The 15,484-nt window shown below is 67.7% G+C and carries 14 protein-coding genes; 4 read left to right on the top strand and 10 right to left on the bottom strand.

The genetic code is table 11. The features are described from left to right. Nucleotides 1–5 precede the first annotated feature (5 nt). On the top strand, nt 6–707 hold the full coding sequence (locus tag ACZ9CK_RS08320; RefSeq protein WP_476049743.1) for an IMPACT family protein: 702 nt from the start codon (nt 6–8) through the stop codon (nt 705–707). Between the two features lie 157 nt (nt 708–864). Here ACZ9CK_RS08320 and rpsA read toward each other — a convergent pair whose 3' ends face one another. The 4 genes from rpsA to polA form a co-directional block, all read right to left on the bottom strand. Then, nucleotides 865–2,340, bottom strand: coding sequence for a 30S ribosomal protein S1 (rpsA, locus tag ACZ9CK_RS08315; RefSeq protein ID WP_426303346.1), 1,476 nt, complete (start codon nt 2,338–2,340; stop codon nt 865–867). A 195-nt stretch (nt 2,341–2,535) separates the two neighbouring features. Continuing rightward, nucleotides 2,536–3,510 carry a polysaccharide deacetylase family protein gene (locus ACZ9CK_RS08310; RefSeq protein WP_476049742.1) on the bottom strand — a complete coding sequence of 325 codons (975 nt, stop codon included), beginning with the start codon at nt 3,508–3,510 and terminating at the stop codon, nt 2,536–2,538. A gap of 56 nt (nt 3,511–3,566) precedes the next feature. Next, entirely contained in the window at nt 3,567–4,865 is a 1,299-nt protein-coding gene (locus tag ACZ9CK_RS08305) for a GNAT family N-acetyltransferase (RefSeq protein WP_476049741.1), read from the bottom strand. Between the two features lie 135 nt (nt 4,866–5,000). Beyond that, the gene (gene polA / locus ACZ9CK_RS08300; protein ID WP_476050878.1) at nt 5,001–7,643 is read right to left on the bottom strand and encodes a DNA polymerase I; all 2,643 of its coding nucleotides are present in this window, start codon (nt 7,641–7,643) and stop codon (nt 5,001–5,003) included. A 178-nt stretch (nt 7,644–7,821) separates the two neighbouring features. On the opposite strand from polA, the gene ACZ9CK_RS08295 reads away from it, so the two are divergent. Then, complete coding sequence (locus ACZ9CK_RS08295; RefSeq protein ID WP_426303343.1) at nt 7,822–8,289, top strand: hotdog fold thioesterase; 468 nt, start codon at nt 7,822–7,824, stop codon at nt 8,287–8,289. 29 nt (nt 8,290–8,318) lie between these two features. On the opposite strand, the gene ACZ9CK_RS08290 is transcribed toward ACZ9CK_RS08295, so the two are convergent. The 6 genes from ACZ9CK_RS08290 to ACZ9CK_RS08265 all read right to left on the bottom strand — a co-directional run bounded on the left by ACZ9CK_RS08290 (nt 8,319) and on the right by ACZ9CK_RS08265 (nt 13,118). Further along, a complete protein-coding gene (locus ACZ9CK_RS08290) occupies nt 8,319–8,873 on the bottom strand; it encodes a dihydrofolate reductase family protein (protein WP_476049740.1) in 555 nt (184 codons plus the stop codon). A gap of 13 nt (nt 8,874–8,886) precedes the next feature. Next, nucleotides 8,887–9,897, bottom strand: coding sequence for a hypothetical protein (locus tag ACZ9CK_RS08285; RefSeq protein WP_476049739.1), 1,011 nt, complete (start codon nt 9,895–9,897; stop codon nt 8,887–8,889). Next, nucleotides 9,894–10,883: a hypothetical protein gene (locus ACZ9CK_RS08280; protein ID WP_476049738.1), complete on the bottom strand. Its 990-nt coding sequence runs from the start codon at nt 10,881–10,883 to the stop codon at nt 9,894–9,896. The genes ACZ9CK_RS08285 and ACZ9CK_RS08280 overlap by 4 nt, the downstream gene beginning before the upstream one ends. A gap of 126 nt (nt 10,884–11,009) precedes the next feature. Continuing rightward, nucleotides 11,010–11,231 (bottom strand): hypothetical protein, encoded by a 222-nt coding sequence (locus ACZ9CK_RS08275; protein WP_426303339.1) that lies wholly within the window; start codon nt 11,229–11,231, stop codon nt 11,010–11,012. Beyond that, nucleotides 11,228–12,442: an inorganic phosphate transporter gene (locus tag ACZ9CK_RS08270; protein WP_426303442.1), complete on the bottom strand. Its 1,215-nt coding sequence runs from the start codon at nt 12,440–12,442 to the stop codon at nt 11,228–11,230. Before ACZ9CK_RS08270 ends, ACZ9CK_RS08275 begins: the two co-directional genes overlap by 4 nt. A 181-nt stretch (nt 12,443–12,623) precedes the next feature. Then, nucleotides 12,624–13,118, bottom strand: a complete 495-nt coding sequence (locus ACZ9CK_RS08265) for an HAD domain-containing protein (RefSeq protein WP_476049737.1) — start codon at nt 13,116–13,118, stop codon at nt 12,624–12,626. A gap of 289 nt (nt 13,119–13,407) precedes the next feature. Here ACZ9CK_RS08265 and ACZ9CK_RS08260 point away from each other — a divergent pair, with 289 nt between their 5' ends. Together ACZ9CK_RS08260 and ACZ9CK_RS08255 are read left to right on the top strand one after the other, a co-directional pair. After that, on the top strand, nt 13,408–14,619 hold the full coding sequence (locus ACZ9CK_RS08260; protein ID WP_476050877.1) for a kynureninase: 1,212 nt from the start codon (nt 13,408–13,410) through the stop codon (nt 14,617–14,619). Then, nucleotides 14,616–15,473, top strand: coding sequence for a PaaX family transcriptional regulator (locus tag ACZ9CK_RS08255; protein WP_476049736.1), 858 nt, complete (start codon nt 14,616–14,618; stop codon nt 15,471–15,473). The genes ACZ9CK_RS08260 and ACZ9CK_RS08255 overlap by 4 nt, the downstream gene beginning before the upstream one ends. Nucleotides 15,474–15,484: the final 11 nt, after the last annotated feature.

Raw genomic sequence — 15,484 nt, 5'->3', positions numbered from 1 at the left:
GCTCAGTGCCAGAACAAGAGAGCCGGGCCACCGCGTACACGACGCTGGCAGCCGGCAGCGATCTCCGCCATGAACTCGAAATCAAGCGTTCCCGCTTCATCACCGTGCTGCGCCGTGCCATGGACGAGGACGCGGCGCGTTCCCTCGTGGCTGAGCTGCGCAAGGAATTCCATGACGCCCGGCACCACTGCTCGGCCTTCGTCCTGGGACCGGACCGAGACGTGCAGCGCTCCAGCGACGACGGCGAACCTTCCGGCACGGCCGGGATTCCCATGCTGGAGGCCTTGGTCAAACGGGAGACCCTGCCCGGGGTGAGCGACCTCAGCGACGTGAGCGCCGTCGTCGTGCGCTATTTCGGCGGCATCCTCCTGGGCGCCGGCGGACTGGTGCGCGCCTATTCCGAATCAGTGTCCTCCGCGCTGGACGCCGCCCCGCTGGTCCGGCGGAGCCGGCTCCGGATCTGCGCAGTGCCCGTCCCCCATGCCCAGGCCGGGCGCCTGGAGAACGAGCTGCGGGCCGCGGGATTCGTCATGGCGGACAGCAGCTACGAGGCCGAGCACACCGTGCTGCGGCTCGCCTTGCCGGACAACGCGGCGGACATCGCCGACGCCGGTGCCCGCCTGGCCGCGCTGACGGCAGGCAGCGCGGGGCTGCTGCCGCAGGGGACGGAATGGATCGATCGCAGCTTGGACATGTCCGGTTTCTGAAGTCGGCGATGGACATAACGGGTTATGTCCATCTGCAAGCACGTGCACTGGACATGTCCGTAAGTGACCACGCACGGACCTTAAACGGAAGGCGCCCCCTCCAACTGGAGGGGGCGCCTTCGTGGCTATTCAGCTGTTCCCGTGCGGGAAAGCGGAATTAGTTGCCGGTGAGCTTCTCGCGCAGTGCGGCGAGGGCCTCGTCCGAAGCCAGGGTACCCGAGGAAACCTCGGAAGCAGCCGGCTCGGAGGAGTAGCTGGTGGCAGCAGACTCGTTGTCGCCGGAAGCGGCGGCAGCGGCGTCGTCAGCAGCGTGCTGTGCAACCTGCTTCTTGTGGGCTTCCCAACGTGCCTGGGCGTCAGCGTACTGCTGCTCCCATGCGGCGCGCTGTGCTTCGTAGCCTTCGAGCCATTCGTTGGACTCGGGGTCGAAGCCTTCGGGGTACTTGTAGTTGCCCTCTTCGTCGTACTCGGCAGCCATGCCGTACAGAGCCGGGTCGAACTCGGTGCTGTCGGCGTCAACGCCCTCGTTCGCCTGCTTGAGGGAGAGGGAGATGCGGCGGCGCTCGAGGTCGATGTCGATGACCTTGACGAACAGTTCGTCGCCAACGGAGACAACCTGCTCAGCCAGTTCAACGTGGCGGACAGCCAGCTCGGAGATGTGGACCAGGCCTTCGATGCCGTCTTCGACGCGAACGAACGCACCGAACGGAACGAGCTTGGTGACCTTACCCGGAACAACCTGGCCGAGGGCGTGGGTGCGGGCGAAGGTCTGCCACGGGTCTTCCTGCGTAGCCTTGAGGGACAGGGAGACACGCTCGCGGTCCAGATCCACTTCGAGGACCTCGACGGTGACTTCCTGGCCGACCTCGACAACCTCGGACGGGTGGTCGATGTGCTTCCAGGACAGCTCGGAAACGTGAACCAGGCCGTCTACGCCGCCCAGGTCCACGAAGGCACCGAAGTTGACGATGGAGGAAACGACGCCGGGACGGACCTGGCCCTTTTCCAGCTTGTTGAGGAAGGTGGAGCGCACCTCGGACTGGGTCTGCTCGAGCCATGCACGGCGGGACAGCACAACGTTGTTGCGGTTCTTGTCCAGCTCGATGATCTTGGCTTCGATCTGCTGACCGATGTACGGAGCCAGGTCGCGCACGCGGCGCATTTCGACGAGGGATGCGGGGAGGAAGCCGCGCAGGCCGATGTCGAGGATAAGACCACCCTTGACGACCTCGATGACGGTACCGGTGACGACACCGTCTTCTTCCTTGACCTTCTCGATGTCGCCCCAGGCGCGCTCGTACTGAGCACGCTTCTTGGAGAGGATCAGGCGGCCTTCTTTGTCTTCCTTGGTGAGCACCAGGGCTTCGACCTGATCGCCGACGGCGACAACGTCGCCCGGGTCAACATCGTGCTTGATGGAAAGCTCGCGGGAGGGGATGACACCTTCGGTCTTGTAACCGATGTCGAGCAGAACTTCGTCGCGGTCGACCTTGACGACGGTACCTTCGACGAGGTCACCGTCGTTGAAGTACTTGATGGTGGCGTCGACAGCTGCGAGGAAGTCCTCGGCGGTACCGATGTCGTTAATGGCGACTACGGGGGTACCGGGCTTCTCGGTGGAGGTGATGGTCATGTAGTAGGGGCTCCGTTGTGGATAGTATGTCGGTCAGGCAAACCGCCCGCTTCCCGTTCCGGGCTTCGGGACACAGCACAAGGCCGGGTCATCCTGAATTGTGGATTGTATTGATCGCGTGCACGTAGTACACGCCCGTTCATTCTAGTCGCACGCGCCAACAAGGGTCAAAATCGGCGCCGCCGCGGCAGCCGGTTACCTCAGGAGCCCGCCCACCTCGCCAAGGCGTGCGAAGACCACGCCCCGGTCCAGCAGGCGGGGCAAAGCCGCCGCGTAGCCGGCAGCCGTGCCGCTGCCAGGGTGGTTGAAGTGCGAAATCACGATGTCGCCGCCCCGCACCCCGGCCAGTTCGGCGGCGACCTGCCCGGCGCTGAAGGTTGCCCCGCCGTCGCCGTTCACGCTGAAGTTCACCGGCACCTGGCCGAGCCGCCGCGCGATGGCGGCTGCGACGTCGTCGTAATGGGCCGTTCCCGAGCGGAAGAACCCGCAGGGTTTGCCGCTCAGCTTCTCCAGCACGGCCTTCGCGCCCGTCAGTTCGTCATACACCTCGCCGACGTTCGCGGTCCCGGGAATCCCGTAGGCCTCGCGTCCGTCCACTGAGAGCGGACGGTGCACTGCGCCGTGGTTCGCCAGTTCGAAGAGGGGATCCGCTGCAAGGGCGGCGGCGCGCTCCGGGTTGGCCGCGACCCAGCGCCCGTTGAGGAACAGCGTGGCGGGGACCCTTAGTCCGCGAAGGGTGTCGAGGAGCCGCTCGTCGCACGCCGCTCCCCCGGGACCACCGCAAGCGTCGAAGGTGAGGACGGCTTTCCTGGACTTGCTGCGGGTAGCGACCCCGCGCACTTCCATGCCCCATTCCGTAGGCTGCCGGTCCCCGAAACGGGCGATGATGGCAGCGCGCGACGGGAGACTGCTTGCGCGGCGGGCCGTGCCGTTCGGGGCCCCGCCGGTCAGAGCCGTGGTGTTCGGCCCGGCGTGTGCGGTTCCCGGACTGCCGGGCTCCCCCGGAGTCGGGGCAGCCGGCAGGCTTTCGGTCGTGCCGCTTTCGGTCGTGCCGGCGCAGGCGCCGAGCGCCGTGGCCGCCAGCCCGGCGGCAGCAAGAAGTACGGTGCGGCGCCCGGCCGCGATGTGTCGGGCACCGGTTCCGGTGCCGCCGACGATGGAGTCCCCCATGGATTCCTGTTCTGTTATGGCCCGCTGGAGCGGGAGGTGGTGCCGGAAGTGGCTATCTAGAAGTGGGTGGCGCAGTGCGCGGGACGTTCGACGGCGAAGAGCTGCCGGGCGCGGAACGCGGCACCCGGCGTGTGCTCCCGGATCCGACCGGCGGCCAGCAGGGTCAGCGGGCTGACTGCGCCGAGGTAGATCGAGCCGAGGTCCGCGACGTCGAGGGACAGGTCCGGTGCAGCGCCCGCCGGCGCGGGAACCACCGTGGCCCGGTTCTCCGCGGCGTCCAGTACCCAGCGGCCCTCGGCGTGGCCAAGCCCGTCGCTGACGTCGAGCACCAGCCGGCCGCTGCCGGCGTAGCTCCTGGCCGAAAGAGCCCCGGCAACGTCGAGGATCCGCAGCCACAGCATGTCCCGGTGGTCCGAATCCGTAACGCAGCGCGGGTCTGCCAGGGCCCAGGCCAGCGGGTCGTCGACGGGCGCGTCCTGCCAGCTGACCTGTTCCACGAGGTCGATGCTGCCCAGGAACTGCCACAGCTCCAGGTAGGCGGCGTCCGTGCCGGCCACGATGTCCAGCACCTCCACCGTGTAGGGCTTGCTGTCCCAGCCGGCGAATTTGTAGGAGACGTACCCGTCCACGGCGCCGTCGGCGTCGTAGTGTAAAGCCGCCTTGACCGCCCGGTCTTCCTTGCCGTCGCGGCCGAGCGTCCCTGAGACGTGGTTGCGGTAGAAGTCCTGCCGCACGATCGATCCCGGGGTGCGGCGGTGGGCCTGATCGAAGAGGGCGGGGGCCAGTTCCAGCAGCACCGCGGGGTCAGCGATCTCCACGCTGCCCACGGGCTCATGGCGGAGCCGGAACTTCGGGCCGGTGTCCACCTTGATGCTCCGTTCGAAGGTGGCGACGCCGAAGCCGAAGCGGCCGTAGATCGAAGCCTCGGAGGCGGTCAACGCGGCCATCGTGGTCCCGGCAGCCTTCGCCGCCGCCAGGTCGCCCTCCATCATCCGCCGCAACAGGCCCTTGCGGCGGTGGGTGCCGCGGACCGTGACGGAAGTGATCAGGTGCGTGCGCAGCTGCCGGCCGAAGCCGATGTTCAGCTCCTTTTCGAAGCTGCCGAACGTCGCCACCGGGTACGCGGCGTCCAGCGCATGGGACGGCGTGCCGCCCTTCAGGTAGGCCCCTGTCAGTTCCCGGCCGTCGGCCAGGTGCAATTCGATGATCTTGTCGATGTGTTCGTCGGCGCGGTGTTCATCGTGGAAGCCGTGCCCGACGGCTCGGATCCAGTCGCGTGCCTGGCGGTAGCCGGGTTGGTCCCTGGGCGCGGATCGGAATCGTTCGATGACGTAGTTTTCATTGGGATCTGCCACGCGCCCAAGCCTAACCGCCGAGGGCCCCGAAGTGAGCGAAGCGAGCTTTGGGAGGCGGTTAGGCGCTAACCAGACGCAGCAGGGCGCGCCACCATACCGGCGGCGCGCCCTGCGTGCGGTTCCGTTGAAGCGGCCTCAGTGGCCGGCGTCGTGCCAGCTGGTCCCGACGCCGATCTGGACGTCCAGCGGGACGCTCAGCTCTGCCGCCGACCCCATCTGCGCCCCCACCAACTGCTCCACGGCTTCCCGCTCGCCCGGGGCGACCTCGAGGACGAGTTCGTCGTGGACCTGCAGGAGCATGCGCGACTTCAGGCCCTGGCCAGCCAGTTCCGCGGAGACGCCAAGCATGGCGCGTTTGATGATGTCCGCGGCCGATCCCTGGATGGGTGAGTTCAGGGCGATGCGTTCGGCCAATTCGCGGTGCTGCCGGTTGGTGCTGGTGAGGTCCGGCAGGTAGCGGCGGCGGCCTTCGATGGTGGAAGTGTAGCCGTCGATGCGGGCCTGTTCGACGACGCCCCGCAGGTAATCGCGCACCGCACCGAAACGGTCGAAGTAGTCCTTCATGAGCGAGCGGGCCTCGTCCACCGAGATTTCCAGCTGCTTGGACAGGCCGAAGGAGGTCAGGCCGTACGCGAGGCCGTAGGACATCGCCTTGACCTTGGAGCGCATGGCGCTGGTGACGTCTTCGGGTGCCACGTTGAAGATGTGCGAACCGACGTAGCGGTGCAGGTCTTCGCCCTCCTTGTAGGCCTGGATCAGTCCTTCGTCCCCGGAAAGGTGGGCCATGATGCGCATTTCGATCTGGGAGTAGTCGGCGGAGAGCAGGCATTCATAGCCTTCGCTGACCACGAAGATCCCGCGGACGCGGCGGCCTTCCTCGCTGCGGACCGGGATGTTCTGCAGGTTCGGGTTGTTCGAGGAGATACGTCCGGTGGCAGCGACGTTCTGGGCGTAGTCCGTATGGATGCGGCCGTCCTCGGCCACGGACTTCTTGAGGGTCTCCACCATCTGGGCGAGCTTGGACGACTCGCGGTGCGCCATGAGCTGGACCAGGAATTCGTGACCGGTCTTCTCCAGGAGGGCCTTCAGGGAGGCGGCGTCCGTGGTGTAACCGGACTTGATCTTCTTGGTCTTCGGCAGTCCGAGTTCCTCGAAGAGCACCGTCTGCAGCTGCTTGGGCGAACCCAGGTTCACTTCATGGCCGATCGCGGCGAACGCCTGCTCCTGGGCGTGCTGGACCACCTTGGAGAGGTCGGCGAGCTGTTCGTTCATGCGGTCCGTGGACACGCCGATGCCGGCAAGCTCCATGGCCGCCAGCACGCGTGCGACAGGCAGTTCGAGGGTGGTCAGCAGCGCACCGGCCTGGCGGTCGCTGAGTTCCTTTTCGAAGTGCTTGCTGAGGGTGTGCACGACGGCGGCCTGCCGCACCAGTTCGGTGGCGGCGGCGCCGTCCGGGCCGTCGCCGAGGTCGAGTTCGAGCTGCCCTGACGCGGACGCCCCGCTTGCCAGGGTGATCTTCAGGTGGTGCTGGGCAAGTTCCGGGAGGTCGTAGCTGCGCCGGTCCGGTTCGATCAGGTAGCCGGAAATCGAGGTGTCATCGACCACGCCTTCAAGGCCGAGCCCGCGATGGTGCAGGGCCTTCAGGGCGGCCTTGAACTCGTGCATCACCTTGGCTTCTTCGGGGTCCTTCAGCCATCCTGCGACCACGGCCTCAGCGGCGGCGTCGAGCCTGGGCAGTTCCACGAAGGCGGCCCCGTTGCCGCGCACGACGGCGAGGGCTTCGGCGTCGTTCCCGATCCGGCCGGGAACCATCTGCACGGCCACGGCCGAACGCATCCCGGCCCCGGCAGCGAAGAAGGCCTGCAGTTCCGCCGCGTCCTCCAGGACGGCGAATTCCGGGGCTTCGATGGTGTCCGGCGCTGCACCGGCGGTGTCGTCACCGTAGAGGTCGAACAGCCGGGTGCGGAGGGTCTTGAATTCAAGCTCGTCGAAGAGCTCTTCGATGGCCTGGCGGGCGGGCCGCGGTTCGGCGAGCTCCTGCAGGCTGACCGGGAGGTCGAGGTCCGTCAGCAGGCGGTTGAGGCGGCGGTTCCGCTTGACTGCCTCGATGTTCTCGCGCAGTGCCCCGCCCACCTTTCCGCCGATCGCGTCCAGGTTCTCCAGGATCCCCTCCAGACCGCCGTAGAGGTTGATCCACTTCGCTGCGGTCTTGGGGCCGACGCCGGGGACGCCGGCGAGGTTGTCCGCGGACTCCCCCACCAGGGCGGCGAGGTCCGAGTAGCGGGACGGCGTGACGAAGTACTTTTCCTCGATGGCCGCGGCGTCCATGCGCGGGATATCGGAAACGCCCTTCCTCGGGTAGAGGACGAAGACGTTGTCGGTGATGAGCTGGAAGGAGTCGCGGTCCCCGGAGACGAGGAGCACTTCGAAACCGGCCGCCTCGCCCTGGGCTGCGAGCGTGGCAAGGATGTCATCGGCTTCGTAGCCGGGCATCTTGATGGTCTTGATGCCCCAGGCGTGCATGACCCGTTCGATGAGGCCGATCTGGCCGCCGAACTCTGCCGGGGTCTCGTTGCGGCCGCCCTTGTACTCGCTGTATTCGGCCTTGCGGAACGTGGTGTCGTCCGAAACGTCGAAGGCAACGGCGACGTGGGTGGGTTTCTGGTCCCGGATCAGGTTGATCAGCATTGACGTGAAGCCGTGGACGGCGTTGGTGTGCTGGCCTGCGGAGGTGGCGAAATTTTCGGCCGGGAGTGCATAGAAGGCCCGGAACGCCATCGAGTGGCCGTCAAGCACCAGGAGCCGGGACCGGCCGCCGGACGCCGTTCCCGGAACAGCGTCCGGAAGGGTTGCGGCCCCGGCGGCAGAGATTTCGATGGCTGTGTCTTCGATGGCCTGGTTTTCGACGGTACCGGCCGGTTTGGTTGTTTCGCTCACAGGTGCCAGCCTAGTTGCCATGATGGACAATTTCACGCCGGGCCGGTTCACCGAGGAACTCATCGCCGCCGGTGTTCCGCAGGAGTATCACGGCTGGCTGGATCGCTTCGGAGTGGGTGCGCTCGTAGTGAAGATGGGTATCAGGTTCCTGGAACTGGGGCCGGAGCGGTCCGTCGCCACCATGCCGGTGGAAGGAAACACCCAGGTGGCCGGGATCCTGCACGGCGGCGCCCATGTGGTGCTGGCGGAGACCCTCGGCTCCTTCGCGGCCTCCCTGCATGCCGGGCCCGGACGCCACGCCGTCGGGATCGAAGTTGGAGCCACTCACCACCGTTCGGTCGCTGCCGGCCTTGTCACGGGGACCTGCACGGCGATCCACCTCGGCGGCACCCTCGCCACGCACGAGATCGTCATGACGGACGCGGCCGGCCGGCGCCTGTCTACCGCGCGTATCACCAACATGATCCGGGACAACCGGGGCCGCTGAGCGGGCAGGCGGCTGCGCCGCCCGGGATGCTAGCCGGCGTTCCTGCCCGGAAGCCTGTACCGGAGCTCCACGGCGGCCCCGCCGATGGTGCGGGAAGAGAGCAACTCAAGCGGCGCCGTCGGGCCGTCAACGGGAAGCAGCTGCTTGCCCGAGCCGAGCGCCACCGGAATCAGCGTGACGATGATCTCATCCAGCAGCCCCGCCCGCGCGAACTGGGCCACCAGGTCCCCGCCGCCCACCAGCCACACGTTCCGACCAGCCGCGCTGTCGATCAGGTCCTGCGCGAATTCGGCGACGTCGCCGCGGACGAAGGTGATGTCCGCCCCCTCGGGCGCCGAGTATTCGCGGTGGGTGAAGATCCAGCAGGGCAGGTCCGGGTAGGGCCACTTGCCGGGTTCGTGCTGCAGCAGCCAGCGGTAGGTCTGGCCGCCCATGACCACGCAGCCGACGCCGGCCATGAACTCCACGTAGCCCTCGCCCACACCTTCGGTGCTGTCGAACTGGAGGAGCCAGCCAAGGTCGTCGTCGGGGGTGGCGATGAAGCCGTCGAGGGACGATGCAACGTAGTACTGGAAATCGGACATGGCCCCAGCGTACTTACCGCGGTGCGGGGTTCCCAGAGGCGGGATTGCCGTACTCGACCCGGACGCTGCCGTTGTCGGGAAGCACCACCACGCGGCCGTCGTTCAGGGTCCAACCGTCGTTGAGCAGGAAGATCCGGCCGCCGCTGACGACCAGCAGGCGCAGCCCGCTGTAGCGGTAGAGCGGCGCGGCGGTGGTGCCGGCAGAGGACTCGAGTACGTTCGGCGCCGAGACGGCGAGCCGCTCCTTGCTGTAGACGACGGCGGTGGGCAGCAGCGCGGACCGTTCCTGGTAGTCGACGGCGGCACCGCGGCCGAGCGCCTGGGCATAGTCGGCAGTGCCCCAGAACAGCAGCAAGGTCACCAGGATGAACATGAAGGCGCGCTCCAGTCCGCGCGGGGTCAGGATCGGGCTGCGCGCAGCGTATTGCGCCACGCGCCGGCGCAGGGCAACTCCCCAGCTGCCGAGCAGCAGGCCGCCGGCGATCAGATAGGGAACGTAGAGGAGGGTGCGGTCCGGCTGGGTTACGGTGAGGATCCACATGGCGGCGGCGAACAGGTAGCCGCCCGCGGCCAGGACTGCGGCCCCACGTCCGAGGGCCCGCCGATAGCGGCCTCCCGCGATGACTTTGCTGAGCGCGCGGTCCGCCATAAGCCACGCGAGTCCGATGAGCGCAAGCCAGGCAAGCGGACGGAACAGCGACTGGATGCTTCGCAGGATGAAGTCCTGCACGGTGTAGCCGAAAAGACTCACGTCCAGGCCCATGGACTTGGCCTGCGCGTCGCTGCGTGCCCAGCCGAAGTAGACCAGGAGGGCCGTCGCCACCGTGAGCGGCGGGCCGATGACCGAGAGGACCTCCAAGGTGCGCTGCCAGCGGGTGTCAAGCAGCCCACTGTCGCCCGCCTGTGCACCCGAATCCGCCGCACCGGAGTCCAGCGCGCCGGATTCCGGCACTCCGGCGTCGTTGGCTCGGGCGCCGTTGGCTCTGGCGTCCGGGGCTCCCGTCCCTGCAGTCGTGCCGCTCACGGGGTATCCGTGCTGCCTGTGCTCCCGGACGGTCCGGGGCTCGCGGGCTCGGGCGGTTCCGTCCCGGAAGGCGTGGCGGAGCCGCCTGCGCCGCCGGTGGGAGCGGCGTCGTCGTAGAAGAACTGCACTTCACCGGGCGCGTCCAGGGTGTCGGTGATCGAGACGGTGATCGAGTCCTTGTCGCCGGCTGGTGGCGTCTTGAAGTAGACCGGGAAATAGTCGCCGTCGGTGCGGGTTTCCACGCCCGAGTCCTGGCCGTCGATCCGGATTTCCGAGACCCGTACGTAGTAGCCGTCCAGCCGGACCCAGGTGCCTCCGGATCGCGGACCGGAGGGGCGGCTGAGGCCCGGCACGGGGACGAAATTCTCGTCGACCACCGTCAGTCCGCTGAGCCGCCGCGGGCAGGCTTCCCCGCTGCCCGGCTCCAGCGGGACCGCGGTTCCGGGGTTCGCATTGTGGTAGTCGACGGCGCTGCGGGCCACGGCGAGGACGGCCAGTTCCAGGCAGCGGCCCTCAGGTGGCGCTTGGACGGCGGCCACCGCCGTCGCCGCGTCCTGCCAGCGCGCGGCGGTCCCGTCCCGCAGCGCATAGCAGACGGCCCCGGCGGCACGCCACACGTCCTTGAACGCGGTGCCGTCCACGCCGTCGCGAAGCTGGTCGCAGTCGCGGCCCTGGGCGAACAGGTACATCCGCCCTTCCTGGGGATCGTTGGGGCCGACGGGGCCGATCGGTATCCACCGGACCACCGGTGCCGCTGCGGGCGGCGGAACATCGGGGGCAGGCGGGCCGGGAACAGGCCGGACGGTAGGCTCCATCGGCGCCGGGTCGCTGCTTGCCGGGACGCTGGGAGAAGTCAGGGCGGGCGTCTGCTGAGCGCCGGTGCTTTCCGATCCAGCCGGCGGGCCGCAGGAAACCAGCGCAAAGGCAGCCAGGATCACCGGAAGGATCGTCCCGGAAGTGCCGTTCAGTTTCAGCCGTCCGAACATGGCCCCACACCTGCCCCAGGGCGGCGCAATGGCCCCCGGGAAAGGCGGCCAGTCAGCTTGCGCAGCTACACAGCCGATTATTCTCCCGAATGGACTGAACGGCCAGAGCCTGCCCGGGCCGGCGGGCTACTTGCCGAAGTAGGGCACGATCAGGTAGATGCCGAAGAGTACGGCGGCGCCGCATGCGGCGAAGCACAGGTAGGCCAGGGAACGCACCAGCACCGGCGACTTGTTCTCGACGTCGCCGGCCACTGCCGTGAGGCGCACGCCGAGGGAGTACAGGACCACCAGGACCACGGCGGAGACCAGGGTGGCTCCGGCAACCTGCAGCAGTTCCAACCACTTCATCGCTTGGCGTCCTTGCTCTTGTTCTCCGCTGCCTTCTTGCGGGCGGACTTCTTCTTCTGGAACCTGACGGCCGTTCCGGCCTCTTCGACCTCCACGGCGTTGTGGTGGCCCACGTGCGACTTCCTTGAGTACAGGAACATGAAGATCACGACGGCGGTGCCCACCACGGCGGCGATCACCACACCCACGGTGCCGACGCCTACCAGCAGGGCGGTAAGGGCACCGACGACGGCGGCGGCCGGCAGGGTCAGCAGCCAGCCGATGGCGATGCGGCCCACCATGCCCCAGCGTACGGTGGTGCCCCTCCGTCCGAGGCCGGAGCCGATGACGGACCCGGAGGCGACCTGCGTCGTGGAAAGGGCGAAACCGAGGTGGGAGGAGGCGAGGATGGCCGAGGCGGTGCTGGATTCCGCGGAGAAGCCCTGCGCGGGCTTGACCTCCGTGAGGCCGGAGCCCATGGTGCGGATGATTCGCCAGCCACCTGCATAGGTACCGATGGCGATGGCGAAGGCACAGGCCGCGATCACCCAGAACTGCGGGCCGCTGCCGGTCGCCTGGGTACCCGCGGAGATGAGCACCAGGGTGATGATGCCCATGGTCTTCTGGGCGTCGTTGGTGCCGTGGGCCAGCGCCACGAGGCTGGAGGTGAAGATCTGGCCGGTGCGGAAACCGCCGCGCTTCTGGGTGAGCTTGTCACCGGTCTCCGGGTCGTGCCGGGAGGTCAGGGCGTAGGCGAGGCGCGTGCAGACGTAGGCCACCGCACCGGCGATCACCGGGGCGAACACGGCCGGCATGATCACCTTGAGCAGCACGGTTTCGAAGTTCACCGAATGCAGGCCGATGCCGACGATCGCCGCGCCGATGAGTCCGCCGAACAGTGCATGCGAAGAGCTGGACGGCAGGCCCTTGAGCCAGGTGAACATGTTCCAGAGGATCGCGCCCATGAGGCCCGCGAAGATGATCTCCGGGGTGATGTGGATGCCGTCTGCGCCCTCCCGGATGAGCCCGCCCGAGATTGTCTTGGCGACCTCGGTGGACAGGAAGGCGCCGACCAGGTTCAGCACAGCGGCCAGCGCCACCGCTGCCTTGGGCTTGATGGCGCCGGTGGCGATGGGCGTGGCCATCGCGTTGGCGGTGTCGTGGAAGCCGTTGGTGAAGTCAAAAAATAAGGCCAGCGCTATGACAAGCGCGACCATGAAGGTGATTTCCACCTGGTTGCCCAATCTGCAGAGTCGACGTTCAGCAGTTCCACTCCCCGCGCCTGCCACACCGCATGTTCAACAGATGTACACCTGCCTGTCCTTGCGGAGGCCTTCCGTGGCCAGCATGAAACCTTAAGAATCCTACGTTGCATCGGGGGCAGGTCAAAACACTCCGGCGGCGGATTCCGGTTCAAAGGAAAGCCTCGACGGCGTCCAGGTCGTCGGGCGTCAGGCCCTTGCGCGGATCGGGGGAAATGTGCAGCATCCGGCCGCCCCAGGCGTCTGCCCAGGCCAGCGCCCGCGGCTCGCTGTCCAGCTGGTCGTCCAGCCAGACAAGGCGATCCGCCGGATTGCGGGCGACGTCGCCGCGGATCGCGTCCAGCTTCCACCAGTCCGGCGACAGCTCCCGCCCGGCGCTGGAGAGGACGGGCCAATCCCGCCCGTCAAGCTTGATGGCCGGACACAGGAACTGGGGAGCAAGACGCTCCCATGTGGTCAACCACACAAAGCGCGCACCCGGCCGCCGGGACAGGACATTCAGCTTGGCCACCAGTTCCGGCGCGAACGCCACCTCCAGGACTCCGGCGTCGGCCAGCGCCCAATCGCTCCCCCAACTGGTCCTGCCCTGCACGGCGAAGGGACTGACGACACCATCGACGTCGAGGTACAACGACACCCGGGACATAGCGGCTCCTGCAGCCGGAGGCCGCGCCTGCCGCACCCGCCGGCAGTCCCACAGTAACGCGGGCATGGCATGGAGAACAGGCCGCAATGGCTTTCCGGCATGCAGGACAAGATCCACGTATTTCACTATCGAAACGATCGTCACGTTGGTGTTATCCTGCTGTGCAGGCGGCCGTTCGCGCCGCACCCTGAGCCCACGTGAGGAGCATCCATTGAGCACGGAACCCAAACTCAACGCAGAACCGGACACCGCAGGGCAGGGCGTCCCCGTTTCCGCCGCCTCGGCCGTCCTGGACTCGGCTGCGCTGGACAATGCCGATCCGCTGGCCGGCTGCCGCGAGCTCTTCTACAGCCCGGACACCGCCCAGCTCTCTGCATACCTGGACGGCAATTCGCTGGGCAGGCCGCTGAAGGCCACGGCGGAAAAACTCCCACGCTTCGTGGAGGATGCCTGGGGCAGCCGGCTTATCCGGGGCTGGGATGAGAAGTGGATGGACGAGCCCCTGGCGGTCGGCGACCGTCTGGGCGAGGTGGTGCTTGGTGCCGCCCCCGGCCAGGCCTTCATCGGCGACTCCACCTCGGTGCTCTTGTACAAGCTGATCCGGGCGGCGGTCGATGCCCGTCCGGGCCGCGACGAGATCATCGTGGACCGGGACAACTTCCCCACCGACCGCTTCATCATCGAGGGCATCGCCGCGGAGCGGAACGCGACCATCCGCTGGGTGGAATCCCGCCCGGCCAGCGGTGTCCGCCCCGAGGACCTGACGGAGCTGCTCAACGAACGGACCGCCGTCGTTGTCCTCAGCCACGTCGCCTACCGCTCCGGCTTCCTTGCCGACGCACCCGCCATCACCGCACTGGTGCACGAAGCCGGCGCGCTGATGCTGTGGGACCTGTGCCACTCCGTGGGCTCGGTCCCGCTGGAACTGGACGCCTGGGGCGTGGACCTCGCCGTCGGCTGCACCTACAAATACCTCAACGGCGGCCCGGGCTCCCCCGCCTTCGCGTACGTGAACAGCGCGCTCCAGGGCCAGCTCCAGCAGCCCATCTGGGGCTGGATGGGTGCGCACGATCCCTTCGGGATGACGGAAAGCTACCGGCCCGCGGACAACCTCCGCCGCTTCATCACCGGCACCCCGCCCATTCTCGCGATGCAGCCGCTGAAGGACATGGTGGAGCTCATCGCCTCCGTGGGCATGGACGCCGTCCGGGAGAAATCCGTCAAGCTGACCGAATACGCACTGGAACTGGCGGATGCCCTCCTGGTGCCCCTCGGGGCAGAAGTGGCCAGCCCCCGGGACGCCGCCGAACGCGGTTCGCACATCACCGTGGACCACCCCCGTTTCGCCGAAGTCACGCAGTTGCTCTGGGAACGCGGTGTCATCCCGGATTTCCGGCCGCCCCACGGCCTCCGGATCGGCCTGTCGCCGCTCAGCACGGGCTTCGCGGAACTCGAGCACGGCATCCGCTCCATCCGCGAAGTGCTGCTCGGGCTCTCGTGAGCACCTTCCTCGACGACGTCGACTCCCGCCCCGGGAGCACTACCTCCCTGCTGCGGACGGTGATCGGCCTGTACCTGCGCGACGCCGGCGGCTGGCTGCCGGCGTCGGCCTTCCTGCGCCTCATGGAGGCGCTGGAGGTGCCTGCCGCGGTGACCCGGACCGCGCTCAGCCGCCTGAAGAAGAAGGCAGTCCTGGAGCAGCAGCCGCGGGACGGCATCGCCGGTTACGGGCTGACCCCCGACGCCGCGACGATGCTGTCCCGCGGAGACAGCCGGATCTTTGCGCCGCAGGCCATGGCCGACGGCGACCGCTGGTGCCTGGTGTCCTTTTCCATCCCCGAGACTGAACGGGAGAAGCGACACCAGCTCAGGCGCCGCTTGCACTGGACCGGCTGTGGAACGGTGGCAGCGGGGCTATGGATCGCTCCGGCCTTCCGGCAGGCCGAAATCGTGGAGGTCCTGGACGGGCTGGGGCTCCGGGATCAGGCCACGCTCTTCATCACGGACACCCCGATGCCCGGGGCAGACCGGACCGGCGGCAGCCTCCGGGAGGCGGCAGCACAGTGGTGGGATCTCGACGCGGTCGCGGCCCTGCACCGGGACTTCATCGGGGAATGGGCTGCCATCCTGGACCCTTCTGCCCGTCACGGTTCACCACCGTCTGCCGGGGCCTTTGCCGCGTATGTCCGGTGCATCGACAGTTGGCGGGTCATTCCGTACCTCGATCCTGGGCTGCCACCGGAATTCCTTCCCGGGGACTGGCCCGGGAAGGAAGGGATTGGCGTGTTTGAGCGGATGAGGGCCGTCCATTCGGGTCCGAGCGCGGATTTCGTGCGCACAGTAGCCGGGGAATAGGAGCGCCGCCG

The sequence above is a fragment of the Arthrobacter sp. TE26545 genome (assembly GCF_056279005.1).
Note: the sequence above shows the minus strand (reverse complement) of the source record. Positions and strands in the feature narration are given on the sequence as shown.